This window comes from uncultured Marinobacter sp., from assembly GCF_947259545.1.
Lineage (GTDB): Bacteria > Pseudomonadota > Gammaproteobacteria > Pseudomonadales > Oleiphilaceae > Marinobacter.
Genome location: NZ_CAMYMK010000002.1, coordinates 1,099,277 through 1,123,549 on the forward strand (window position 1 = coordinate 1,099,277; position 24,273 = coordinate 1,123,549).

The 24,273-nt window shown below is 56.7% G+C and carries 19 protein-coding genes; 15 read left to right on the plus strand and 4 right to left on the minus strand.

Annotation, left to right across the window (positions count from 1 at the left end):
* Nucleotides 1–79: 79 nt before the first annotated feature.
* From Q0Y21_RS05195 to Q0Y21_RS05205, 3 genes are all read left to right on the plus strand, one after another.
* A complete protein-coding gene (locus Q0Y21_RS05195) occupies nt 80–4,963 on the plus strand; it encodes an NAD-glutamate dehydrogenase (protein WP_297792224.1) in 4,884 nt (1,627 codons plus the stop codon).
* 157 nt (nt 4,964–5,120) lie between these two features.
* The gene (locus tag Q0Y21_RS05200; protein WP_297792226.1) at nt 5,121–5,294 is read left to right on the plus strand and encodes a hypothetical protein; all 174 of its coding nucleotides are present in this window, start codon (nt 5,121–5,123) and stop codon (nt 5,292–5,294) included.
* 109 nt (nt 5,295–5,403) lie between these two features.
* Complete coding sequence (locus Q0Y21_RS05205) at nt 5,404–6,450, plus strand: methyltransferase (protein WP_297792228.1); 1,047 nt, start codon at nt 5,404–5,406, stop codon at nt 6,448–6,450.
* A 102-nt stretch (nt 6,451–6,552) separates the two neighbouring features.
* Here Q0Y21_RS05205 and Q0Y21_RS05210 read toward each other — a convergent pair whose 3' ends face one another.
* The gene (locus Q0Y21_RS05210; protein WP_297792230.1) at nt 6,553–6,981 is read right to left on the minus strand and encodes a hypothetical protein; all 429 of its coding nucleotides are present in this window, start codon (nt 6,979–6,981) and stop codon (nt 6,553–6,555) included.
* Nucleotides 6,982–7,100: 119 nt separating this feature from the next.
* On the opposite strand from Q0Y21_RS05210, the gene Q0Y21_RS05215 reads away from it, so the two are divergent.
* A complete protein-coding gene (locus Q0Y21_RS05215; protein ID WP_297792232.1) occupies nt 7,101–8,261 on the plus strand; it encodes a methyltransferase in 1,161 nt (386 codons plus the stop codon).
* Here Q0Y21_RS05215 and Q0Y21_RS05220 read toward each other — a convergent pair.
* A complete protein-coding gene (locus Q0Y21_RS05220; protein ID WP_297792234.1) occupies nt 8,234–8,854 on the minus strand; it encodes a riboflavin synthase subunit alpha in 621 nt (206 codons plus the stop codon). The two genes, Q0Y21_RS05215 and Q0Y21_RS05220, sit on opposite strands and share 28 nt — an antisense overlap.
* A 183-nt stretch (nt 8,855–9,037) precedes the next feature.
* Between Q0Y21_RS05220 and Q0Y21_RS05225 the strand changes: the two genes are divergently transcribed.
* The 5 genes from Q0Y21_RS05225 to Q0Y21_RS05245 are packed head-to-tail and all read left to right on the plus strand — an operon-like array spanning nt 9,038 to nt 13,357.
* The gene (locus tag Q0Y21_RS05225; protein ID WP_297792236.1) at nt 9,038–9,973 is read left to right on the plus strand and encodes a hypothetical protein; all 936 of its coding nucleotides are present in this window, start codon (nt 9,038–9,040) and stop codon (nt 9,971–9,973) included.
* A gap of 60 nt (nt 9,974–10,033) precedes the next feature.
* Entirely contained in the window at nt 10,034–10,708 is a 675-nt protein-coding gene (locus Q0Y21_RS05230; protein WP_297792238.1) for a TetR/AcrR family transcriptional regulator, read from the plus strand.
* Nucleotides 10,709–10,767: 59 nt separating this feature from the next.
* A complete protein-coding gene (locus tag Q0Y21_RS05235) occupies nt 10,768–11,274 on the plus strand; it encodes a L,D-transpeptidase (protein ID WP_297792240.1) in 507 nt (168 codons plus the stop codon).
* A gap of 56 nt (nt 11,275–11,330) precedes the next feature.
* On the plus strand, nt 11,331–12,578 hold the full coding sequence (locus Q0Y21_RS05240) for a mechanosensitive ion channel family protein (RefSeq protein WP_297792242.1): 1,248 nt from the start codon (nt 11,331–11,333) through the stop codon (nt 12,576–12,578).
* Nucleotides 12,575–13,357: an S-methyl-5'-thioinosine phosphorylase gene (locus Q0Y21_RS05245; RefSeq protein WP_297792244.1), complete on the plus strand. Its 783-nt coding sequence runs from the start codon at nt 12,575–12,577 to the stop codon at nt 13,355–13,357. Before Q0Y21_RS05240 ends, Q0Y21_RS05245 begins: the two co-directional genes overlap by 4 nt.
* Here the strand turns inward: Q0Y21_RS05245 and Q0Y21_RS05250 are convergent.
* On the minus strand, nt 13,338–14,033 hold the full coding sequence (locus tag Q0Y21_RS05250; protein WP_297792246.1) for a CsiV family protein: 696 nt from the start codon (nt 14,031–14,033) through the stop codon (nt 13,338–13,340). The two genes, Q0Y21_RS05245 and Q0Y21_RS05250, sit on opposite strands and share 20 nt — an antisense overlap.
* Before the next feature lie 53 nt (nt 14,034–14,086).
* Complete coding sequence (gene mfd, locus Q0Y21_RS05255) at nt 14,087–17,596, minus strand: transcription-repair coupling factor (protein WP_297792248.1); 3,510 nt, start codon at nt 17,594–17,596, stop codon at nt 14,087–14,089.
* Nucleotides 17,597–17,722: 126 nt separating this feature from the next.
* Between mfd and Q0Y21_RS05260 the strand changes: the two genes are divergently transcribed.
* The 6 genes from Q0Y21_RS05260 (at nt 17,723) to nqrE (ending at nt 24,245) form a co-directional block, all read left to right on the plus strand.
* Entirely contained in the window at nt 17,723–19,234 is a 1,512-nt protein-coding gene (locus Q0Y21_RS05260; protein WP_297792250.1) for a glyceraldehyde-3-phosphate dehydrogenase, read from the plus strand.
* Nucleotides 19,235–19,616: 382 nt separating this feature from the next.
* The gene (locus tag Q0Y21_RS05265; RefSeq protein ID WP_297792252.1) at nt 19,617–20,963 is read left to right on the plus strand and encodes a Na(+)-translocating NADH-quinone reductase subunit A; all 1,347 of its coding nucleotides are present in this window, start codon (nt 19,617–19,619) and stop codon (nt 20,961–20,963) included.
* Between the two features lie 4 nt (nt 20,964–20,967).
* On the plus strand, nt 20,968–22,173 hold the full coding sequence (locus tag Q0Y21_RS05270) for an NADH:ubiquinone reductase (Na(+)-transporting) subunit B (RefSeq protein WP_297792255.1): 1,206 nt from the start codon (nt 20,968–20,970) through the stop codon (nt 22,171–22,173).
* Nucleotides 22,166–22,969, plus strand: coding sequence for a Na(+)-translocating NADH-quinone reductase subunit C (locus Q0Y21_RS05275; protein ID WP_297792257.1), 804 nt, complete (start codon nt 22,166–22,168; stop codon nt 22,967–22,969). Before Q0Y21_RS05270 ends, Q0Y21_RS05275 begins: the two co-directional genes overlap by 8 nt.
* Before the next feature lie 2 nt (nt 22,970–22,971).
* On the plus strand, nt 22,972–23,637 hold the full coding sequence (locus Q0Y21_RS05280) for an NADH:ubiquinone reductase (Na(+)-transporting) subunit D (RefSeq protein WP_297792259.1): 666 nt from the start codon (nt 22,972–22,974) through the stop codon (nt 23,635–23,637).
* On the plus strand, nt 23,637–24,245 hold the full coding sequence (gene nqrE, locus Q0Y21_RS05285) for an NADH:ubiquinone reductase (Na(+)-transporting) subunit E (protein ID WP_297792261.1): 609 nt from the start codon (nt 23,637–23,639) through the stop codon (nt 24,243–24,245). Before Q0Y21_RS05280 ends, nqrE begins: the two co-directional genes overlap by 1 nt.
* The last annotated feature ends 28 nt before the right edge of the window (nt 24,246–24,273 follow it).

A 24,273-nucleotide genomic window follows, 5' to 3' on the forward strand; every position in this document is an offset into this window, starting at 1 on the left:
GCGGCAAAAATCAAGGGCTTGACTATGCTTATGTGACGATACCCTGATTACGTTTATTTCACACTAATTGAGGTCGACTATGAATGCGCTGACGATTGCCAGCAAGGAGCAGTTTTTTGAACAGCTGGCTGATGCTTTCGCTCAGAAAATCGCGAAGACGGAAGCAAAAAGAATCAGTGAGTTTGCCAGGCAGCATTATGCTCATATTCCTCTTGAAGAGCTGGTGAGTCGAAGATTCTCGGACACATACGGTGCCATCCTGGCAGCCTGGCAGTTTCTGCAGAAACGCAGCGCCGATGAAACACCGGTCTCGGTTTTCAATCCGGACCTTGAGAGTGATGGCTGGCAGTCGACCCATACGGTCATATTCATTCTGCACCCGAACATGCCATTTCTGATTGATTCTCTTCGTATTGCTATCAATCAACGGGAAATCGGCACTCACTCCATTCAGCATTCCATTCTTCGGGTTGACCGGGATGGCGGTGGCAAACTCAAGAAGCTGCATTCCAGTAGAAAATCGAGTTCCGGTGTGGACTACGAGGCATTCATTGTCCTGGAAATTGATCGTCACAGTGATCCGGCCGATCTTCGGGAGCTGGAAAATGTCCTCCAGACCATTCTCCATGAAGTGAGGATTGCGGTGGAAGATTTTCCGGTGGTAACCGGTAAGGTAAATGAGAGTATCTCCGAGCTTGATGCCACCGCTGCCGGGATCAGTGACGAGGACAAAGAAGAGGCGCAGGCATTTCTCAAATGGCTACTATCGGACCGGTTCACTTTTCTCGGATACGATGAGTACGACTTCGTCAAAGAAAAGAGCGGGATGAAGGTTCGTCGTGTCGAGAACTCGGAACTCGGGATTCTTCGGGTCAATAACGAGCGCCCTGACAAGGTGCGATTGAATGAGTTGCCACAGCGGACGCGTCACGAGATGACCCGGACCGATGATGTGTTCATTTTCGCCAAGTCGGCGCAGCGCTCCCGGGTCCATCGACCGGCTTACCCTGACTATATTGCCGTCAAGAAATTCAACAAAAAGGGCGAAGTCGTAGGTGAGCATCGTTTTCTGGGGCTCTACACCTCCAGGGCCTATAATGAGCGCCCGGACGAGATCCCGCTGTTGCGCCAAAAATTCCATACCGTGATGAAGCGATCCGGTTTTCTTCAGGACGACTACGCTGGCAAGGAGCTGGAGCAGATCCTGACACTATACCCGCGGGATGAGCTGTTTCAGATTGAGCCCCAGGAGTTGCTCAGTGTTGCCAAGAGCATCCTCTACATACAGGAGCGTCGGCGCATCGAGTTGTTCATGCGGGAAGACGTATACGGGCAGTTCGTGACCTGCCTGGCGTTCTTTCCGAGGGATATCTATAACACCGAGTTGCGCCTCAAGGTGGAACAGGTGCTGCTGGACAGGCTGGATGCCGAGGACATCGAGTTTGTCACGCACTTTTCCGAATCTGTTCTGGCGCGGGTGCAGTTCACCATTCGCGTTCCCCAGGTGGAGAATCGTCAGCTTCCCATTAACGAGATCCGCGAGAAGGTGATCGAACTTGCCCAGTCCTGGCGAGACGGCCTGGCGGAAGCGCTCAGTGAAGTCTACGGCGAAGAGCAGGGCAATGACCTGTACCGCTTATACTCAAGTGGCTTCCCGCCAAGCTACACTGACATGTTTTCACCCCGGCGCGCGGCGATCGACCTTGAGCACATAACGGGCGCAGCCTCTGGTCAGCTGACCATGAGTTTTTACCGGGCCCTGGAGGAGGAAGAGAATACCCTGCATTTCAAGCTGTTCCAGGCTGATACTCCGCTTCCTCTTTCGGACGTTATGCCGATTTTCGATAATCTTGGTTTTCGCGTGCTCGGTGAGCACCCGTTCGAAGTGAACGACCGTAATGGCAGGGTTGTCTGGATTCACGATTTTACTCTGCAGGCATACAGCGGCAACGTGGTGGATATCCATCGTATTCGCCCGATTTTCGAAGACCTGTTCCGTCGGGTCTGGTATGGCGATGCTGAGAATGATTCCTTCAACCGGTTGCTTCTGGCGTCTTACATGAGTTGGCGGCAGATTGCGCTGTTGCGGACTTTTGCCCGTTATATGCGGCAGATCCGCTTCTCCAATAGTCAGACCTTTATTTCCAATACGCTGGTCAACCACGTAGAGCTGGCCCAGGCACTGCTGGAGTTCTTTGAAGTTCGCTTCAACCCTGATCGTTATCAGAGCACGGGAAAAAGCAAGGCGGCCCAGCAAAAACTGGAAATTGAGTTCAACGCCGGGCTGGACGCCGTCGAGAATCTCAGTGAAGACCGTGTGTTGCGATTGTACCTGGAGCTGATGCAGGCGACATTGCGCACTAACTACTTCCAGCAAGACGTTAATGGCACGAACAAGCCCTACATCAGCGTCAAGCTTGATCCCAGTAAGATTCCTGATGTGCCCTTGCCGCTGCCGATGTTTGAGATTTTCGTTTATTCACCGCGGGTGGAAGGTGTGCACTTGCGGGGGGGCAAGGTGGCTCGCGGCGGGCTGCGCTGGTCGGACCGGTTCGAGGATTATCGCACGGAGATCCTGGGCCTGGTGAAAGCCCAGCAGGTAAAAAATGCCGTGATCGTTCCAGTGGGGGCGAAAGGTGGTTTTGTCGCCAAACGCCTGCCGGATCCGTCTGATCGCGAAGCCTTCCAGGCGGAAGGCGTCCAGGCCTACAAAACCTTCATCCGGGGGTTGCTGGATATTACCGACAACCTGGTGGAGGGCGAGATCCATTCGCCGGAGCGCGTAATTCGTCATGATGATGACGATCACTACCTGGTGGTGGCCGCGGACAAAGGGACGGCGACATTCTCCGATATCGCCAACGAGTTGTCTGCGGGATACGGTTTCTGGATGGGGGATGCGTTTGCCTCCGGCGGCAGCAATGGCTATGACCACAAGAAAATGGGGATTACCGCTCGCGGTGCCTGGGTATCCGTTGAGCGTCACTTCCGTGAAATGGGTATTAATCCGGCGCTGGATGAATTTACGGCCATTGGTATAGGCGATATGGGCGGCGACGTATTCGGGAACGGACTGCTCTGTTCGGAAAAAACCCGATTGGTGGCTGCCTTCAATCACGTGCATATCTTCATCGATCCCACACCGGATGCTGCGAAGAGTTATCAGGAACGCAAGCGGCTGTTTGCATTGCCTCGATCCGCATGGACGGACTACGACAGCAAACTGATTTCGAAGGGTGGTGGGGTGTTCAGTCGCAGCGCGAAATCCATTCCCGTGAGCCCTGAGATGAAGAAATTGCTGGGTATCAAGTCGGACCGGGTTCCGCCCAATATGCTGATTACCCATATCCTCAAATCCCAGGCGGACCTGCTATGGATTGGCGGTATTGGCACCTATGTGAAAGGGAAGAGCGAATCGCATGGTGACGTGGGAGACAAGGCCAACGATGGCTTGCGGATCAACGGCACAGAGTTGCGTTGCAAAGTGGTGGGCGAAGGCGGCAACCTGGGAATGACCCAGCTTGGCCGAATTGAGTTTGCCCTTAATGGAGGCCGCCTGAATACGGATTTCATCGACAACTCGGGTGGTGTCGATTGCTCTGACCACGAAGTCAACATGAAGATTCTGCTCAACCAGGCCGTGGCTATGGGAGATCTGACCTCCAAACAACGCAACGTCATGCTGGAGGACATGACCGACGATGTTTCTGAGCTTGTTCTGAAGAACAACTACCGTCAGACCCAGGCCATCAGTATCGCCAGCGAGGATGCCAGCACCCGGATGGAAGAATACCGCCGGTTGATGAATACGCTGGAGAGTGAAGGCAAGCTCAATCGCTCACTGGAGTTTCTTCCGGACGATGAAGTCCTGTCCGAGCGCAAGCTCGACAAAAAGGGGCTGACCCGGCCAGAGTTGTCGGTGCTGATTTCTTACGTCAAGGGGGATCTGAAACAAACGCTGATAGCCAGCACCCTACCGGATGAACCGCTTTTGGCGGGAGAAATGTACAAGGTATTTCCGCAGGCGATGACAAGAAAGTTTGCCAAGGAGTTAGGGGAGCATCAGCTGCGGCGGGAGATCATTGCCACACAGATCGCCAACGACATGGTCAACCACATGGGTATAACGTTTGTGGAACGCCTGTCGCAATCAACTGGAGCCGACCCGGCGTCCATTGCCTTGGCATGGATCATTGCACGGGACGTGTTCCGTCTGGACACCTGGTGGGACAAGATTGAATCCTTGGATTTCCATATTCCCGCATCGTTACAGATGAATTTGATGAATGACCTGATGCGTTTGATTCGACGTTCGGTGCGTTGGTTGCTGCGAAATCGTCGTGCTGAGCTCAGTATACAGAGTCATATGGAGCGCTTTGCCGACAGTGTCTGGAAGATTACCTCTGACCTGCCGGACTACCTGGGCGAGCAGGCTCGCGCTAATTGGGACAAGCGTTTCAACCACCTGAAGGAATCCGGGTTGCCAAAGGAACTGGCATCGGTGCTGGCTGGTACCAGTTATCTGTATTCCTCGCTGGGTATTATTGAGGCCCGAGAGGCGACAGGCATGCCGCTGAAGGCTGTGGCCAACCTCTACTATGATCTTGGCGAGAGACTGGATCTGAACTGGTTTGCCAACGCCATTGCCTCACTGGTTCCGGTATCTCACTGGCAGGCCCTGGCTCGCGAGAGTTTCCGGGAGGATCTGGACTGGCAGCAACGTGCATTGACGACCGGTGTACTCAAATTGGCCGGTAAACCGGAGGAAATACCTGTCTGTGTAGAAAACTGGATGGCTCGGCATGACGCCATGATCAGTCGCTGGAAAACCATGTTGACGGAACTCAAAGGTGTCCGGGAACCAGAATACGCCATGTTCTCAGTGGCTCTGCGGGAGCTGCTCGATCTGGCGCAGGCGACGATGCACAGTCCCCATGGAGAAGGCGACACTGTGAGTAGTTGAGGGTTTGGTTCGCGCCAACCGCCAAAAATATCGTTCGAAACCTGTCAATTTGTGTCAATAAATCGTGACGGGGGTCACTTGTTGACCCTCGCCGTCATCACAGATACTCTGCTGGTGATTCGGTACACTTGTACCGTAGTCAGTCAGGAGGTGAGCAATGCGAGAATTGATGCAAAAAGCTCTGAATGCATTGAATCAGCGCAAAGGCGCTGAGGGTTCTGTCGAACATAATCGCAGGAGCGACCAGCCCGGCCCGACCAAACAACGGGAAGACTGGGGGATGTCCCCGGAAGATGCCCTGCGGGTTGGTACTGTCGCCCGATACAAGTAGGGGCAGCCCTTTCGCACATCCCTGGCTCTGGAGTCTTTGAACCGAGACTCCGAGCCAGATTCCGGTTAGAGTATCCCGCCTGTCTACCGGTTCGGGATGTTTCAAACCAATGTCTGCACTACCCAACGCCCATGAGGCTCTGCTTAGAAATCGTGACCTGATCAAGGGGCGCCTGGCCCTGATTGGTCTCTCCGATGCCGCCCTGTTATCCCAATTGCCCAGTGGTGGCATAGCAATGACTGAACATGCTGGTGTGTTTTCCCGCATGCCCGTAATAAAGGGCTGGCAATCTGCTTATGGGTACGATGACCAGGCCCTACAGGCTGGTTGTGCCGATACCCTGGTGATTTTTCTGCCGAAGGCTCGCGCAGAGCTCACGTTCAGGCTGGAACTGGCGCGCTGGCTGGCCGCCGATGGCGCAAAGTTGGTGATGATAGGAGAGAAGCGCGAAGGGATTGCCGGCGCGGTCAAGCAGTTAAAGAATGTGGCTCCAGAGCCTACCAAGGTCGATAGCGCCCGTCATTGTCAGGTTTGGCTGGCGGAGTCATTCGAGTCCGTGACCACCTTTGATCTTGAAGCCTGGATGCAGTGGCACACTGTAGAGTGCGCGGGGGTGCAGGTAGAGGTGGCCGGCTTGCCCGGCATTTTCAGCGACGGACAGCTGGATGACGGCACGGCGATGCTGCTTCAAAGCCTCGCACAGCAGCCCCTTGCTCGTGGGTATGCGCTGGATTTTGCCTGTGGTGCCGGTGTGATCGGTAGCTGGCTTCAGTGCTGGCAGCGGGCTCAGGGCATAGAGCCTTCTCCGGTTGATGCGGTGGACGTCCAGTCCCAGGCGGTCATTTGTGCCGGGGCGACCTACAGTCGCGCTCAGGCGCTCGGGGACGTTATGGCGTCCGATGGTTTGAGGGGGGTTACCCGGAAGTATCGCGCCATCGTGACCAACCCTCCATTTCACACCGGGGTGCGAACAGACACCTCAATGACCGAGCGATTCCTGCAGCAGGTGGCTGTTCATCTGCAGCCCGGAGGGGAGTTGCGGCTGGTGGCTAACAGCTTCCTGCCCTATGAAGCGCTGATGGCCAAGTGCATTGGTCCGGTGACACGGTTGCAGTCCGACAAGCGCTTTACCGTGTATTCCGCCAAACGGCGGTAACCGACAGCACTTTTCTCCAGACGAAAAAAAGCCCCTGGGGTGAGGGGCAAAAAGGCTGTTTCCAAAAAAAGGGAGACAACCTGAAATCGATCGTTCGGAAACTTACTTTTGCTCGTCGTTATCGCGGCTTGGTGCCAGCTCGCGTACCTGCTCGATCAGGCGACGGGCCTCCGTTTCGGCACGGTTACGGGCTTCGGTCAGCTTGGGCTTGACCTCGGCTTCGTAGGTTTTGCCAGCCTTGTCGGTGAAGTAAGCGGTCATCATGTTGGCGTCCCACCACAGCTTTTTGCGCAGGTCGTATGTAGCAACATCGAGGCGCAGTGTGAGTTCGCGGAAAGTCGGGTTCTTGCTGCGAATCTGGCTGACCACTTCAGACAGGCTGCGGGGCTCTGATACGTCGGCACCCATGTTGGCCAGAACCTTTTTCAGTTCGGCGGATGCCTTGTCGAGCTGGGGGCGAAGCTGATCTTCAAAACGCTTGCCTGCAGCCTGAACGGACTCAAAGCGGCTCTTGATGGAATCGCGAATCATATTGGGTCTCTCATCTGGATCGTTTTCAATTCAAGTTGGAAATCACTTTAGGGTTAATTTCTAGAGTAATCAGCCTAGAATGGTGCCGCTTTATTAATTCGCCTGAATTGGTGCCTGAAATGACAAGTGACACCCTGCAAACACCTGAAGACACTCTGATCCTGAAACGTCCCGGTAACACCGATCGCAATCTGAGGGCCTGGGACGCTGCCGATGAGTTTCTGCTGGAACAGGTGTTTGCCCATTTAACGGAGGGGGCAGGGGAGAGAGTGCTGGTGGTGGACGACCAGTTTGGCGCGCTGACCCTGGGCCTCCGCCGATTCGAGCCTGTCACGCTTGCGGACAGCGCCAGCCTGGCAGGGGCCCTGACTCTGAACGGGCCTGCCAACGGGGTGAGTCATGTAGCGGTCCCGGAAAGCTGGCTGGCGCCGCCTCAGGGACCCTTTGATGTCATTGTCATGCGCATTCCCCGCCAACTGGATTACCTGAGCTGGCTTCTGCGCTGGTCAAACGATGTATTGGCTTCGGATGGTGTGTTGATTGCCGGTGGTATGATCAAGCACCTGCCAGACCGGAGTGTTGAGGTGTTCAATGACCTGGTCCGGACAAAGCAGGTCTGTCCCGCCCGCAAGAAGGCCCGTGTGGTGGTGTGCCAACGGGGTGATCAGGGGCTGGGTGACTGGCAGGGGCAATGGAAGGGGTACTCGCTGGGTGATGGTGATCCCGATGTCAGCGGCCTCCCGGCTGTATTTGCGCGGGAGCGACTGGATATCGGAACCCGATTGCTGCTGCCGGACGTTCGCCGGGCGGCTGCCGCACTGCCGCCTGGAGCAAGAGTGCTCGATCTTGCCTGCGGCAATGGGGTGCTGGGGCTGGAAGTATTGGGTGCGCAGCCGACGCTCAGCGTGGTATTCAGTGATGTGTCCAGTCAGGCGGTTGTCAGCTCAAAACACAATGTTGAGAGCGCATTTTCGGACGTTGATGTCTGTTTCTGTCATGCGGACGGCGTTCCCGAGAACGCAGGGAAGTTTGACCTTATCCTGCTTAACCCGCCCTTCCATGAGGGTGGCGTTGTGGGGGACCATATAGCACTGCGTCTGTTCCGGCAGGCCGCCCGGCATCTGGCAGCCAACGGCCAGCTGCTGATGGTTGGCAACCGGCATCTTGGTTATCACCGCAGTCTGAAGCGGTACTTTCCGGTGGTTACCCAGCTACAGGCCGATCCCCGATTCGTGGTGTTTTCGGCCCGCCATCAGTCCCTGGGAGCAGGGCGGTCGTAGCCCAGCCTGTCGAGGGTATCCACAATGGTCTGGGTCTGGCTGTCTATCTCGATATTGACCACCTCACCTTCCTGAATATCGCCGAATGTGGTGGCTCTCAGGGTCTCCGGGATCAGGTGGACGTTAAAGCGGTTGCCGGTAACCTCGCCAATGGTCAGGCTGGCGCCGTTGATGGCAATGTAGCCCTTCGGGAAAATGTACCTGGCCCAGGCCTCCGGCACTTCAAATTCAAGGGTGACGTTGTTCTCGGGCCGTTCGATGGACGTCACAGTTGCGGTGGTGTGGACATGGCCTGACAGCAAGTGGCCGCCGATTTCATCGCCAATGCGCGCTGCCCGTTCGAAGTTCACTCTGTCGCCCTGGCTCAGCTTGCCCAGCGTGGTCAACCTAAGGGTTTCCTGCATGGCATCGAAGTACAGACAGTCACCTTCCTGACGGGTGACGGTAAGGCAGGCTCCGTTAATGGAGACGGAAGCGCCAATCGCCACGCCTTCAAGCCGCTCCGTGGGGAGCCGGATAGCGTAAGTGTTGAGGCCTGGGGCCGTGGACACTTCCTGAATGGTGGCAACACCTTGAACAATGCCTGTGAACATGGACTACCCTCATTGTGGGGCCGGCCAAGTCTGGGCCGGCGAAATACCGGGAAAGCATAGCGACCTGTTGTTGTGATGCCAAGGGGTTAAAGTTCACGGAAGTCGGTCGATACACAGGTAATGGATGACCCCACGAGGCCTGCTTGGCAGGCTGCAGGCTCACGATGTCTTTGGTAGAGGCTCATGGCGGAAAACAGACAAACAGCGCAGGCCGAAGGGAATCCGGCACCGGGCGAGCCGGTATTACGGCAGGGGCGTGCGGCGGACCCCGTTCCTGCGGCCGGAGCTTTGAATGTCCCTGCCCGGGCAGCCGGTGCGACTCAGGCGGTCGGACAACGTGCACCCGGTCCGGAAAGCCGTGCAGCTGGCACCACTCCCCAATCGGACTTCAAGGCAGACAATGCTGCTTCACCTCCTGCTGAGGAAACCCCCGATAATGAAGCCCCGGAGGCAGAGAGCTCAGAAGCTGTTGATCAGGCCAGGGCGGAATCTCTTCAACGCAAATTGCGGTTGATGCTCAAGCAATGTGATCGTGTTCTGCTGATGGATTTCGATATCCTTGCAATGTCCGGCTGGCCGGATAATTACTCCATGGCGAAGGCCAGGCGCAGCCGTGACCTTTGGCTGTTCAGTGCCCTGATAGCGGCGGTAATTTTTCTCAGCGGCCTCACAGGCTTTATCCCTGCCTGGATTGCGGGTGGTGGTTTCGGCGCATTTGTGATCATTCTGATGTTGGGGGTGCCCGTCATTCGCCGTATCTATACCTCGCGCCCTTCCTATCTTGACCTCATCGTCAGGCGTCAGCAGTTGTTGCGGGATGCCAGAAAGCATATTGAGCATCTGGAAGGGAAAGAGGGTCTGGTCTGGCAGTGCGCTCGCATGGCGGAATTCAATCCCGCGTTACGTGCGCCACGATTCAGTGAGCTGTTGACACTATCGGAACATCGGACCCTGGCGCGAAGCATGACTCGCCGTGACTACATCCGCTTGTACCTGATTTATCTGCTGGAGGCGGAAAAAGGATACGACCGTGTCCAGCAAGCATTTCTGGATGGTAACCAGAAGGCTCTTGACCGGGGGTGGGCGTCAGTGGCGGCTTCTCCCGAGCAGAGAGCTTGACATGCCCGTGCCTCAAACGTATGTTTCAAACAGACGTTTGCTAGAGGCACTGATAACAATATGGCTCAGTCTGATACCGTTGACCGCATCCTGGATGCCGCTGAGGAACTGTTTGCAGATCGTGGGTTCTCCGAAACCTCGCTGCGGATGATTACCAGTAAGGCTAAAGTAAACCTTGCCGCAGTCAATTACCATTTTGGCTCAAAGAATGCGTTGATACATGCCGTGTTTGCCCGGTTTCTGACGCCCTTTTCCGCTACCCTGGAAACAGCGTTTGATGATCTGGAGGAGCGCTGTGACGGAAAACCGCCTACGCTGAACCAGACCTTATGGGCACTGACGGAAAGTGCCGTACGCATGCCTCAGCGCACCGACAAGGGTATTTCCATCTTCATGCGATTGCTCGGGCTTGCCTATACACAGTCTCAAGGCCATCTGCGCAAGTTTTTGGAGCAGGAATACAGCGAACCTTTCAGTCGTTTCATGAGGTTGTTGAAAGAAGCCACGCCGCAACTTTCGGCCGTGGATCGGTACTGGCGGATACAGTTCATGCTCGGGGCCACCGCGTTCACCATGTCCAGTAGCGATGCGTTGCGGGATATTCTGGAGAATAAGCTTGGGGTGGAAACCTCGGTCCAGGAAATTGCGGCGCGCCTGGTGCCGTTCCTTGCAGCTGGCATGCAGGCGGAGGACACCATGCTGGTGCCATCCTTTGAGCAGGCACCAGTTGCCTGAATTGTCCTCTCTCGGTTAGGCTTCCGCACTGGTATCGTCCGTCGGGAGCTTAACTGCAGATGAACTCGCCAGAGCGGGGCTATCCCCATCTCCACATCAGTATCGCCTCCCAGTCACTGACGTTGATTGGCGCAGGCGGAGACCCCCTGCATCGGTTTCCGGTGTCCACCGCCCTGAACGGTCCGGGAGAGCAAGACGGCAGCGGTTGCACTCCCCGGGGCAGGCATTATGTCCGCGCTATGGTGGGTGGTGGGCAGCCTCAAGGCACGGTGTTCGTTGCCCGGCGCCCAACCGGTGAAATTTACACCCCCGAACTTGCGGCCCGCTACCCTGAGCGGGACTGGATTCTCTCCCGGATACTCTGGCTGTGCGGTTGTGAATCGGGTATAAACCGTGGCCCCGGCGTCGATAGTTTCCGACGTTTCATATACATTCACGGCACACCGGATACCGAACCCATGGGGCAGCCCAGATCCCATGGTTGCATTCGCATGCGCAATACGGACGTGATCAGGCTTTATGACCTGGTCTCCCCGGGCACTGCCGTTACTATTGAAGAATCCTGAGGGTCGCGCCTGGTTGCGGCACAGTTGGCATTGATTATTTACCATTGAGGACGCCCATGATCAGGGAACTGCAAGCCACCGTTGATAGTTGGATCGAGAATTGGGAGTTACTTTCCGAAAGCTGGCGGGTGGGTATCGTTGTTTTTGCCCTAGTGTTCGGGACCGCTGCGGTTGCATATATCGCCAGTCATATTGTGGTCGCACTGGAAAAGCGGCTCAGTGCAACCCGTAACCTTTGGGACGATGCTTTTCTTCATGCGGCACGCAAACCTGTCGTGGCATTTGTCTGGATCCAGGGCGTTTATTGGGCCGCGGAAGTTGCCTACCACTACTCCGAAGCCGGGATTTTCGCGCTCAACGAACACCTGCTCAGGATTGGGTTCGTCTGGGTGTTGGTCTGGGCCATACTTCGCTTCGTGAAGGAATGCGAGAGCATTCTCACGTCTCCGATGAAAATGAAGAAGCCGATGGACTACACCACGGTGAATGCGATCAGCAAGCTGGCCCGTGCAGTGGTGATCATTACAGCCGTGCTGATTGTCATGCAGTCCCTGGGCTACAGTCTCTCCGGTGTGTTGGCGTTCGGTGGGGTGGGCGGCATTGCCGTTGGTTTTGCCGCCAAGGACTTGCTCGCCAACTTTTTCGGCGGTGTGATCATTCATCTGGATCGGCCGTTCAAGGTTGGTGACTGGGTCCGTTCGCCGGATCGCAACATTGAGGGTACGGTCGAGCACATCGGTTGGCGGCTGACCACTGTCCGGACGTTTGATAAGCGCCCGCTATATGTACCGAACGCTGCCTTTACCACGATTGCCGTGGAAAACCCCTCCCGCATGAGTCATCGCCGAATCTCGGAAACCATCGGGATCCGTTACGCGGATGTCCGTGAGATGGCCACTATCGTTTCCGAAATTCGCACCATGCTGGAAAATCACGATGAGATAGCGAGCGAGGAGACCCTGATTGTGAATTTCCTGGCCTTCAATGCATCCTCTCTCGACATCATGGTGTACACCTTTACCCAGACCACCCAGTGGGTGAAGTTCCATGAGGTGAAGCAGGATGTGTTGTTGAAAATCAGTCAGATCATAGAAAGCCACGGTGCCGAGGTTGCCTTCCCAACCCGCACCTTGCACGTCGCTGACAGCCTGCGACTGGAAAGCGCGACATCGACGGCTCCGAACGATGAAGACCGCGGTCCCATCGAGAACGATGATCAGGGTTCCGACAAGTCGCGCCCGGCCCAGCGTACACAATCCGGTTCTGCTGCAGAGGCGACCGGCGGTTCAGGAGGGTCTTTGTGAATCAGAAAAGTACATCAGCACCGGTGGGCATCATTGGTGGAACAGGGCTGACGAACCTGTCAGGCCTTGAAATCACCGGGCAGCGTGAAGTCGACACGCCCTGGGGAGAACCTTCTGCAGCCCTGGTTGAGGGGCGCCTGGGCAAACAGCCGGTGATATTTCTGTCCCGCCATGGCAATCCTCACCGGATTCCACCTCATCAGGTGAACTACCGGGCAAACCTCTGGGCACTGCACCAGGCAGGCGTCAAGACTGTGGTTGGCGTCAACGCAGTAGGAGGTATCCACGAGGACATGGGGCCAGCCCATATCGTTATCCCCGATCAGATCATTGATTATACGTGGGGCCGGGGGAGTACGTTTTTCGAGGGTGACCTTGAGGAAGTGACCCACATTGATTTCACCTACCCATACGCGGAAGCCGCGAGGTCAGTGATGATTGCTGCAGCGCGATCGCTGGGCCTGCCGTTTTCCGATTTCGGCATTTATGGTGCAACCCAGGGCCCCCGCCTGGAAACAGCCGCGGAGATTGTCCGCCTGGAGCGGGATGGCTGTGATCTGGTGGGAATGACGGGGATGCCCGAGGCCGCCCTGGCAGCGGAACTCAAGCTGAATTACGTGTGCCTGGGGCTGGTGGTGAACTGGGCGGCCGGGAAATCCGATCACATCATCACGATGGAAGAAATTGAAGCCGCCATTGCGCAGGGGATGTCCGGAGTAAAGCGGATTCTTGAGGAATCCATGGACGGGCTGGGAGCGCTCAACCCTCCACAGGTCTGAAGAACACCAGTACACCGATGGTGGGGGAATCGAGAAAATGGATTTCCTCACTACGCATTCGCCGGGTTTCCCGAATCCAGGTAAGAAGCTCAGCCCCGGGCTTCGTGCTGGCAGGTTGCAGTTCGTTGCCGCTGGCGTCGTCCTGGACCGGGTAAGCGGATGAGCTGCTGGCTGTCCAGTGGTTGAGGTGCACGCCTACATGGAGGTAGCGCTGGCGGTCGATTGTAATGTGGCCCTCAACCTCGCGGTGACCGGCGTCTGCCAGCCAGTCGCCGACGGCAACCTGCATTGGTTCACCGTCGTAGTTCGGCGGGAATGACTGGTACCAGCCGGCAGTCATCAGCACGCGATAGCGTCCGCTGTTTTCAAGGCGTTGCGCGGCGGAGCGTAACCTCAAGTCTGTCTCGGGTGCCAGTTTGAGCGACGTGCCTACGCTGCCATCCCCACGAATAACCTTCATCTGCTTGGCCATGTCGCTGACGGGCTCGGGCATCCGGCTGGCCATCCGTTCCTCGACGTTTGCGGGGTCAATAAGGCGCTCAATAATGACGATTTCTGCCCGGTAGAGGTTGTCGCGGCTCTCCTGGGCGTTGGCAAACAACGGGCCTATCGCCAGCAGGGCTGCTGTGAAAGCGATCAGTGCCTTTCCTGGCAGGGTATAACCGGGGGTTCGCAAGGGCTGTACTCCACAATGTCTGTTGCTGTCGTTAGGTGGGCAGTGCCCGGTTTTCAGGGGGTCAACTGCCCGAGCATGTCGGAAATGCCATCGAGTTTACCACTGGTTGAGTCATCCTTCAGCCGGAACCGAAAGCTATTGGCCCCTTCGAGCCGGTACTGGTCAGGAGCAGATTGCACTTTTTTAACCAGCACGAGAGGATCGACCGGCGTTGAGGCCCCAAACTCCAGTCTGGTCCATTCCTTACCGGCGTCGATTTTCACGATGCCGAGGGCCTCTGCCTTGAGCCTCAGCTCTGTCTGGCGAATCAGATTTTTGGCCGGATCCGGTAATAATCCGAAACGATCAATCATCTCAACCTGAAGTTCTTTTAATTCGTCTTTTTTGCTGACACTGGCAATCCGTTTGTACAGCATCAGCCGGTTGTGCACATCCGGCAGGTAGTCATCCGGAATCAGTGCAGGGATGCGCAGGTTCATCTCCGTGCCATGACTCAGGGGCAGCTCGGCGTTCGGGGTGCGTCCTTCGCGAATGGCGGTCACCGCCTCATCCAGCAACTGCATGTACAGGCTGAAGCCGATGGTTTCGATCTGACCACTCTGTTCCTCGCCCAGCAACTCGCCAGCGCCCCGAATTTCCAGGTCGTGGGTGGCCAGCATGAACCCGGCGCCCAGATCCTGGGCCTCGGAGATGGCCTCCAGGCGCTTTTTCGCGTCGCTGGTGATGGAGCGGGGCGGCGGTGTCAGCAGGTAGGCGTAAGCTTGGTGATGCGATCGGCCAACCCGGCCCCGCAGCTGGTGCAACTGGGCCAGACCGAACTTGTCGGCCCGTTCGATGATGATGGTGTTGGCGCTGGGGATGTCGATACCGGTTTCCACGATGGTGGTGCATACCAGCACGTTGAAGCGCTTGTGGTAGAAGTCCGACATGATCTGCTCCAGTTCCCGCTCCCGCATCTGGCCATGAGCGACGCCCACCCGCGCTTCCGGAATCAGCCTTCGCAGGTCTTCTGCAGTCTTCTGGATGGTGGCGACATCGTTGTGGAGGAAATATACCTGACCACCCCTCAGGATTTCCCGCAGGATGGCTTCCTTGACCATGGCGTCATCGCGCTGACGCACGAAGGTCTTCACAGACAGGCGCCGCGCCGGCGGCGTGGCGATGATAGACAGATCCCGCAGGTGGCCCATGGCCATGTTCAGGGTGCGGGGAATAGGCGTGGCGGTGAGCGTCAGCATATCCACTTCCGCCCGCAGCGCCTTGAACTTTTCTTTCTGCTGAACCCCGAAACGGTGTTCCTCGTCGATGATCACCAGTCCCAGGTTCTTGAACTTCATGTCTCCCTGAAGCAGTTTGTGGGTGCCGATCACGATGTCTGCCTTGCCGCTTTCAATCGCTGCCATGGCCTTGCTGGTCTGGGTGCCGCTGCGGAAACGGCTGAGCAGTTCCACGTTGACCGCGGTGTCCGAGAAGCGATCGCGGAAAGATTCGTAATGCTGCTGTGCCAGCAGGGTGGTGGGCACCAGCACGGCGACCTGCTTGCCGGAGAACGTCGCCATGAATGCAGCGCGCATGGCCACTTCGGTTTTGCCAAACCCCACATCACCACAGACCAGCCGGTCCATCGGTCGTTCGCCGGTCATGTCCTCGAAGACGGACTCAATGGCAATCTGTTGATCCGGGGTTTCCTCGAACGGGAAACCGGCGGCGAAGGCGCGGTAGGCTTCCTTGGGGTCTTCGAAGGAAAAACCCTTGCGGGCCTCGCGGCGGGCGTAGACATCAAGCAGTTCGGCGGCAGTGTCGCGGATCTTCTCCAGGGCTTTCTGCTTGGCGTTACTCCAGCGCTCGGTGCCCAGCTTGTGGAGGGGCGCGTGTTCAGTATCTGAGCCGGTGTAGCGGGAAATCAGGTGGAGGCTGGAAACCGGGACGTACAGTTTTGAGCCCCCGGCGTATTCGAGCATCAGGAATTCGCTGGCGTCACCTTCAACGGTGATGGTTTCCAGGCCCTGGTAGCGGCCAACGCCATGGTCAATGTGAACCACGGGCGCACCGATGCGAAGCTCGGACAGGTCACGATACCCGGAATCGTCGACTTCGGTGGGTTTTTCCCGGCGCCGGCGCTGCAACACGCGCTCTCCGAACAGGGCGGTCTCGGTGACCAGTGCCAGGTGCTCTTCTGGCAGCACCAGGCCCTGCTCCATGGGGGCAATGGTAATGCCCAGAGGGCAGTCCCGGTTCTCCAGGAATGTCTGCCAGCTGTCCAGGGTGGTCGGTTTCACGTTGTGATCGGCGAGATTGTCGATCAGCGCCTCCCGGCGACCGGACGACTCAGCGCACAGCAGTACGCGCCCACCAAATTCTTGGATAAACCGCTTCAGGCGTGCGGCGGGATCTGCTGCACGACCGTCCATGGCGACATCGGGCAACTCGTCGGTACCGCAGTTTTCAGCGCCGGCGTTGCTTGCGGTGTTGGCTGTGATGGTGACCCGAGGAAAGCGCTTGAGCTGCCCGAACAGTTCGTCCTGCTGCAGGAAGAGTTCTGTCGGCGGCAGGATCGGGCGCAGACGGTCATGGCGTCGGTCCTCGTGCCGCGTCCGGGTCTCCGAATCAAAGTGGGCGATGGAATCGTTCAGCCCGTCTGCAGTGAAGACATGGGTGCCTTCGGGCAGGTAGTCGAACAGGGTCGCTGTTTGATCAAAGAACAGCGGCAGATAGTACTCGATGCCCGGAGGCGTGATGCCATGGCTGACATCCTGGTAAATCGGCGCGTCCTTGTCGGCGTTGGGGAAGTGCTCAAACCAGCGGTTGCGAAAGCCTGAACGAGCCTCTTTGTTCCACGGGAATTCGTTGGCCGGCAGCAGCTCGATCTTGTCGATTCGATCGATGGAACGCTGGGTTTCCGGATCGAAGGTGCGCAGGGTTTCAATTTCGTCATCGAAAAGGTCGATCCGGTACGGTTGCGTTGCACCCATCGGAAAAATATCCAGAATCGCGCCGCGGACGGCGTACTCGCCGTGTTCGTAGACGTTCTCGGTGTGGCGGTAGCCGGCAGATTCCAGTTGCAGGCGCCAGTCGTCTATGTCCAGTGTTTGGCCTACCTCCAGCAGTAAGGTATTGCCCTGCAGGTAATGGGCCGGCGGCAGGCGGTGCATCAGGGTGCGCGCCGGGACTACCAGCACCCCGTGCCAGGTCGAAGGCAAGCGGTGCAGGGTGCGGATCCGACGGGAGGTAATATCCTGGTGCGGCGAAAACAGGTCATAGGGGAGCGTTTCCCAGTCCGGGAGAGACAACAGTTCAAGCCCGCTGCTGGTGATTGTCGTGCCGTCTTCTTCCGCGGGCAGGCCAAGGTAAAAGCGCATGGACTGTTCCAGGCGAATGGCCTCATCAGTGCTGCGGGTAATAACCAGTGTCAGGCCCTGATGCCGGTTCGCGCTCTCACAAATGGCCAGCGCATCGCTGCTGCCGTGCAATTGGCCCCATGTGCGATGGTCGGCCGGCTTCGCCGGAAATTCCGGCGCCACCAGGGCAGGGCGGGAGCGTAGTGAGGATGCACCGTCAGTCATGGGTGTTTGTCTTCTCCTGCAGTTGAAGTCCGGGGCGGCGAGGCGCGTATTCTACCGGTCGCAGGGGTGGCTGTCATGGTTGGGGTGTCGGCAGTATTTGCGGTCTGGCCTTTTAAATTGGATAATATGCGCCCAACTTTTCCAAGTGCCAACTGCAGAGGTTCAAGCGTGAGTCACGAACAGATCAACCAACACCTGTCTAACTGGACCGAGAGAGAATCCACTGCGGAAGCCATGATTCCGCTGATCGGCCGTCTATACCGCAAGAATAATGTGGTCACCTCCGTATACGGTCGCGCCATCATCAATCAGTCAGTTATCGGAATTATTCGTGCTCACCGCTTTGTCCGTCAGGTGGAGGACAGCGAGCTGTCCGTTCACGATACCCTGCCAATCCTGCAGGCCATGGACAAGATGGACCTGGGGCGCGCCCATGTGGATATCGGCAAGCTGGCGGTTAAATTCAAAGCCGAGGGCGGCTCGCTGGAAGAGTTTCTCAATCGCGAGATAGGTCCGATTGTGGGGCAGTTTGCCACCCAGTCAGAGGAAGATGCCGAAAACGATACCAAAGATGTGGTCCTGTATGGTTTCGGCCGCATCGGTCGTCTGTTGGCCCGTATCCTGATCGAGAAAGCCGGGGGCGGTAACAACCTGCGCCTGCGTGCGATCGTTGTGCGTCAGGGCGGTGCCGAGCACGACCTGGAGAAGCGTGCCAGCCTGTTGCGTCGCGACTCTGTCCATGGTCCCTTCGACGGCACCATCACTGTCGACGAAAAAGAGTCCGCCCTGATTGCCAATGGCAACTACATCAAGGTGATCTACTCAGATGGTCCGGACAAGGTGGACTACACCCAGTACGGCATCAACAATGCCATCGTCGTGGATAACACTGGTAAATGGCGCGATGAGGAAGGGCTTGGTCTGCACCTGAAATCGAAGGGTGTGAGTCGCGTCATTCTGACCGCGCCGGGTAAAGGTGATATCAAGAACATCGTATACGGCATCAACAACGACTGGATCACCTACGAGGACAAGATCCTGTCGGCGGCTTCCTGTACCACCAATGCCATTACTCCGGTCCTGAAAGCGATCAACGATGAATTCGGTATCGAGGACGGCCACGTTGAGACGGTCCATTCCTACACCAACGACCAGAATCTGATCGACAACTACCACAAAGGCAGCCGTCGTGGCCGCAGCGCGGCACTGAACATGGTTATCACCGAAACCGGTGCTGCCAAGGCAGTTGCCAAGGCTCTGCCGGAGCTGAAAGGCAAGCTGAGCGGGAACGCTATCCGTGTTCCGACGCCGAACGTGTCCATGGCCATCCTGAACCTCAACCTGAAGACGGATGTAAGTGTAGACAGCGTTAACGACTACCTGCGCGAGATGGCACTGCACTCCGAGTTGCAGAAGCAGATCGACTTCGTCAATTCTCCGGAGGTCGTGTCCACAGACTTTGTTGGATCGCGTCATGCCGGTATTGTTGATGCTCAGGCAACGATCGCCGGTGGCAAGCGTGTGATCCTTTACGTCTGGTACGACAACGAGTTTGGTTACAGCGCCCAGGTGGTTCGCTGCGTCAACCAGATGGCAGGTGTGACGTACCCGATCTTCCCGAAGCGTGCCCGCGACTGATACCTTGGTCGTAGATGGCCGGTTATTGCAAGGCGCCTGAGGCTGCTGACGCAATGCCAAATAAGTCAGAAACCCCGCCAGCTTATGCTGCCGGGGTTTCTTTTTGGCCCGAATTCCACCATGGTTGTGTTACGTTCGAGCACAAACTCCGCCGGGTTTCTGGTGGAAATAGGATTACATAATCTCTATAATTGGCGCGATTTTGGGTACGTCTGGCACCCGTTTCTCATCTTTCCCTTTTGTCGAAAGCATGGTGATTTTCACCCTCTGAGCTTTCGCTGCGTCGGTGCAGCCATCCTGGTGCAACCCGAGAAGGGAATCTGGGCCACAGGGACCGACGTTGCAAATCCATCGAATAGTTTCTGATGATTGGATAAGGCTAATGATTAAGATCAAAAAAGGCCTGGATCTTCCCATCAGCGGCGCTCCTGAGCAGACCATTACTGACGGCAAACCCGTTCGCCACGTGGCATTGATCGGTTTTGACTACAACGGCATGAAGCCGACGATGGCTGTGAAAGAGGGAGACCGTGTCAAGCGCGGTACGCTGCTGTTCACGGACAAGAAGACCGAAGGCGTTCGTTATACCTCCCCGGCAGCCGGTGTGGTAAAAGAAATCAACCGTGGTGAGCGTCGTGTTTTCCAGTCGATCGTTATCGAGATTGATGGCGATGATGCTGAAACCTTTGCCCGCTATAATGAGGCGGATCTGGCTGGTCTTGAGCGCCAGCAGGTTGTCGATAACCTGGTAGAGTCCGGTTTGTGGACTACGCTGAAGACGCGTCCTTACAGCAAGGTGCCGGCCATCGACACGGCTCCCCACTCCATCTTTGTTTCCGTGATGGACACCAATCCTCTGGCCGCTTCCCCCACTGTTATCATTCAAGAAAACGGTGCTGCGTTTGAACAGGGTCTGAAAATCCTGAGCAAGCTGACCACTGGCAAGGTTTTTGTCTGCGGCAAGCCTGGCTCGGATGTTCCCGTTCCCAAGTCCGATAGTGTGGAAGTTCACCAGTTCGACGGTGTTCACCCGGCCGGTAATGTGGGCACGCACATTCACTACCTGGATCCGATCGCTGGTAACAAGGTGGTCTGGTCAATCGGCTATCAGGATGTCATCGACATTGCCAAGCTGTTCGAGACAGGTGAGCTGCCTGTGGAGCGAGTGGTTGCGGTTGGTGGTCCCAAGGCCCTGAAGCCGCGCCTGATCCGCACCCGCGTCGGCGCCAACCTGAATGAACTGCTGAAGGACGAAGTAGCCACCGACTGCGATGTTCGCATGATCTCCGGCTCTGTGTTCGGCGGTCGCCGTGGTGATGGCCCCTGTGCCTACCTCGGTCGCTTCGCAAACCAGATATCTGTTCTGGAAGAGGGCTATAAGCGCGAGTTCATGGGCTGGTTGTCTCCGGGCCCGAACAAGTTCTCGGTGCTGAACATCTACCTGTCCAAGCTGGTCAGCGGCAAGTTGTTCAACTTCACCACCACCACCAATGGTAGTGAGCGAGCCATGGTGCCGGTGGGTACCTATGAAGAAATCATGCCCCTGGATATCCTGCCGACTCAACTGTTGCGCTCGCTGATTGTTGGCGACACGGAAACGGCACAGAAGCTCGGTGCGCTGGAACTGGATGAAGAGGATCTGGCGCTGTGTACCTTCGTGTGCCCGGGTAAATATGAATACGGTCCGATTCTCCGCGAGAACCTGACCCGAATCGAGATCGAGGGCTAATACGATGGCAATCCGACAGTTTCTCGATGGCATCGAGCATCACTTTGAAAAAGGTGGCAAGTACGAGCGCTGGTACGCGCTGTATGAAGCCGTCGATACCATTTTCTATACGCCTGGCAGTGTAACCTCCACCACGGCTCACGTTCGTGACGGGGTTGACCTGAAGCGCATCATGATCACTGTGTGGTTGTGCACCTTCCCGGCCATGTTCTTCGGTATGTGGAACATCGGTTTCCAGGCCAACAGCTTCCTGGCTGAAAATCCGGATGCCCTGATGGGTGACGGCGGCCTGCGTACGGCGTTTATCAGCGCGCTGGCGGGTAACAATGCCGCCAGTATCTGGGACAACTTTGTCTACGGTATGGCGTACTTCCTGCCCATATACCTCGTGACTTTCGTCGTGGGTGGTTTCTGGGAAGTGCTGTTCGCCACTGTTCGTCGCCACGAAGTCAACGAAGGCTTCTTCGTGACCTCCGTATTGTTTGCCCTGATCTGCCCGCCGGATCTTCCGCTCTGGCAGGTGGCTTTGGGTATCACTTTCGGTGTGGTTATCGGTAAGGAAGTATTTGGCGGTACCGGCAAAAACTTCCTCAACCCGGCGCTTACCGGTCGAGCGTTCCTGTACTTCGCGTACCCGGCGCAGATCTCCGGTGATACCGTCTGGACCGCTGTGGATGGCTTCAGCGGCGCTACGGCGTTGAGCTGGGCTGCCAGTGGCGGTTTGGAAGCTCTTGAGGCGCAGATTGGTTGGATGTCCGCCTTCATGGGCACCATTCAGGGCTCCGTGGGTGAAACCTCCACGCTGGCAATTCTGATCGGTGGTCTTATCCTGCTGGTGATGAAAATTGCGTCCTACCGCATTGTGGGGGGCGTCCTGATCGGCATGATCGCTATGACCCTGCTGCTGAACCTTATTGGTTCCGACACCAATCCGATGTTTGATGTGCCGGCACACTGGCATCTGGTCATGGGCGGTTTTGCCTTTGGTATGATGTTCATGGCAACCGACCCGGTGTCCGCCGCCATGACCAATACGGGGCGCTGGTGTTTCGGTATCCTGGTGGGCGTGATGACGGTGCTGATTCGTGTCGTTAACCCGGCGTTCCCGGAAGGCATCATGCTGGCCATCCTGTTCGCCAACCTGTTCGCACCGCTGATGGATCACTATGTGGTTCAGGCCAACATCAAACGGAGGCTTGCTCGTGGCTAAAGCTAAAGAAACCGTCTCCAGAACGCTGATTGTTGCCCTGGTACTGAGTATTGTCTTCTCGGTAGTGGTGTCCACTGCCGCGGTGTCGCTCAGACCTGCTCAAATCAAGAACCAGAATCTGGATATCAAAACCAACATCCTGGCGGCTGCCGGCATGTTGCAGGAAGGTGCCGGCGCCGATGAAATCGAGGAGGAGTTCTCCCGTTTTGACGTGCGCCTGCTGGATCTGGACAGTGGGGATTACGTCGAGCCATCCGAGGTCGGCGTAGAGGATCCGATGAAGTACGATATGTACAAAGCGGCCTCTGATCCTGCCATGTCCACCGACATTCCGTCGTCGGAAGACAAGGCGGGTATCAAGCGCCGTCCGAACGTGGCCAAGATCTACACGCTCTCCGAAAATGGTGAACTGAAGCGTGTGGTCCTGCCTGTGCACGGATACGGCCTCTGGTCTACCCTTTACGGCTTTGTCTCCCTGAAGGGTGACGCCAACACCATCGAAGGGCTCGGTTTCTACGCTCACGCAGAGACTCCCGGTCTTGGCGGCGAAGTGGACAACCCCCGCTGGAAAGGTCAGTGGGTCGGTAAGGAAGTCTACGGCGACAAGATGGAAGAGCCCCAGATTCGCCTGGTGAAAGGTGGCGTAAGCGCCGATGCTGCCAACAAGGAGCATAAGGTCGACGCGCTCTCCGGTGCGACCCTGACGAGCCGCGGTGTGGAACAGCTGGTTAATTACTGGATGAGTGACCGTGGCTATGCGCCGTTCCTGAAAAAACTTCGTGAAGGGGAGGTCTGATCATGGCAGACGCTTCAGCCAAACAGGTTCTCTTCGAACCGATTTTCAGTAACAACCCGATCGCGTTGCAGATTCTTGGCATCTGTTCCGCGCTGGCAGTAACGACCAGCATGAACGTTACGCTGGTTATGTGTATGGCGGTTATCGCGGTAACAGCCTTTTCCAACCTGGCGGTTTCCCTCGTGCGTGCCCAGATTCCGGGCAGTATCCGGATCATCGTTCAGATGACCATCATCGCATCGTTGGTTATTGTGGTTGACCAGATACTCAAGGCTTATGCCTACGAGATTTCCAAGCAGCTTTCGGTGTTTGTTGGTCTGATCATCACCAACTGTATCGTAATGGGGCGTGCGGAAGGCTTCGCCATGAAGAACGGCCCCTGGCTGAGCTTCCTGGATGGCGTTGGTAACGGCCTGGGCTACTCGGTGCTGCTGATTTTCGTGGCATTCTTCCGGGAGCTTCTGGGCGCCGGTTCACTGTTTGGTATCTCGCTGATGCCGGTAGTGAACGAAGGCGGCTGGTATGTGCCGAACGGCTTGTTGCTGCTGCCACCGAGCGCGTTCTTCATCATCGGTCTGGCGATCTGGGGCCTGCGTACCTGGAAGCCGGAACAGGTGGAAGAGCCTGACTACAAAATGTCTCGCCATACCGCCAAGGAGGCCTTCTGATGGAACATTATATTAGTTTGATTCTGAAGGCCGTTTTTGTTGAAAACATGGCTCTGGCCTTCTTCCTGGGGATGTGTACCTTCCTGGCGATCTCCAAGAAAATCGAGGCGGCTGTCGGTCTCGGTATTGCCGTGGTGGTGGTGCTTACGGTAACCGTGCCGGTGAACAACCTGTTGTATAACAGCATTCTCCGTGAAGGCGCGCTTGACTGGGCAGGTCTCCCCAATGTTGACCTGAGTTTTCTCGGCCTGTTGACCTATATCGGCGTTATCGCGGCGATTGTCCAGATCATGGAAATGGTATTGGACAAATACATCCCCGCGCTATACGCCGCACTGGGCGTGTTCCTGCCGCTGATTACGGTGAACTGCGCCATCCTCGGTGCGTCGCTGTTCATGGTTGAGCGGGACTACACATTTGGTGAGAGTGTGGTGTACGGCTTTGGTGCCGGTTTGGGCTGGGCTCTGGCCATAGTTGCCCTGGCTGGTATCCGTGAGAAACTGAAATACAGTGACGTGCCGGACGGATTGCGTGGGCTTGGTATCACCTTCATTACTGTTGGTTTGATGTCCCTGGGCTTCATGTCATTCTCCGGTATTTCACTGTAATCAACCCGGTGATTCGGTTTAACGAAAA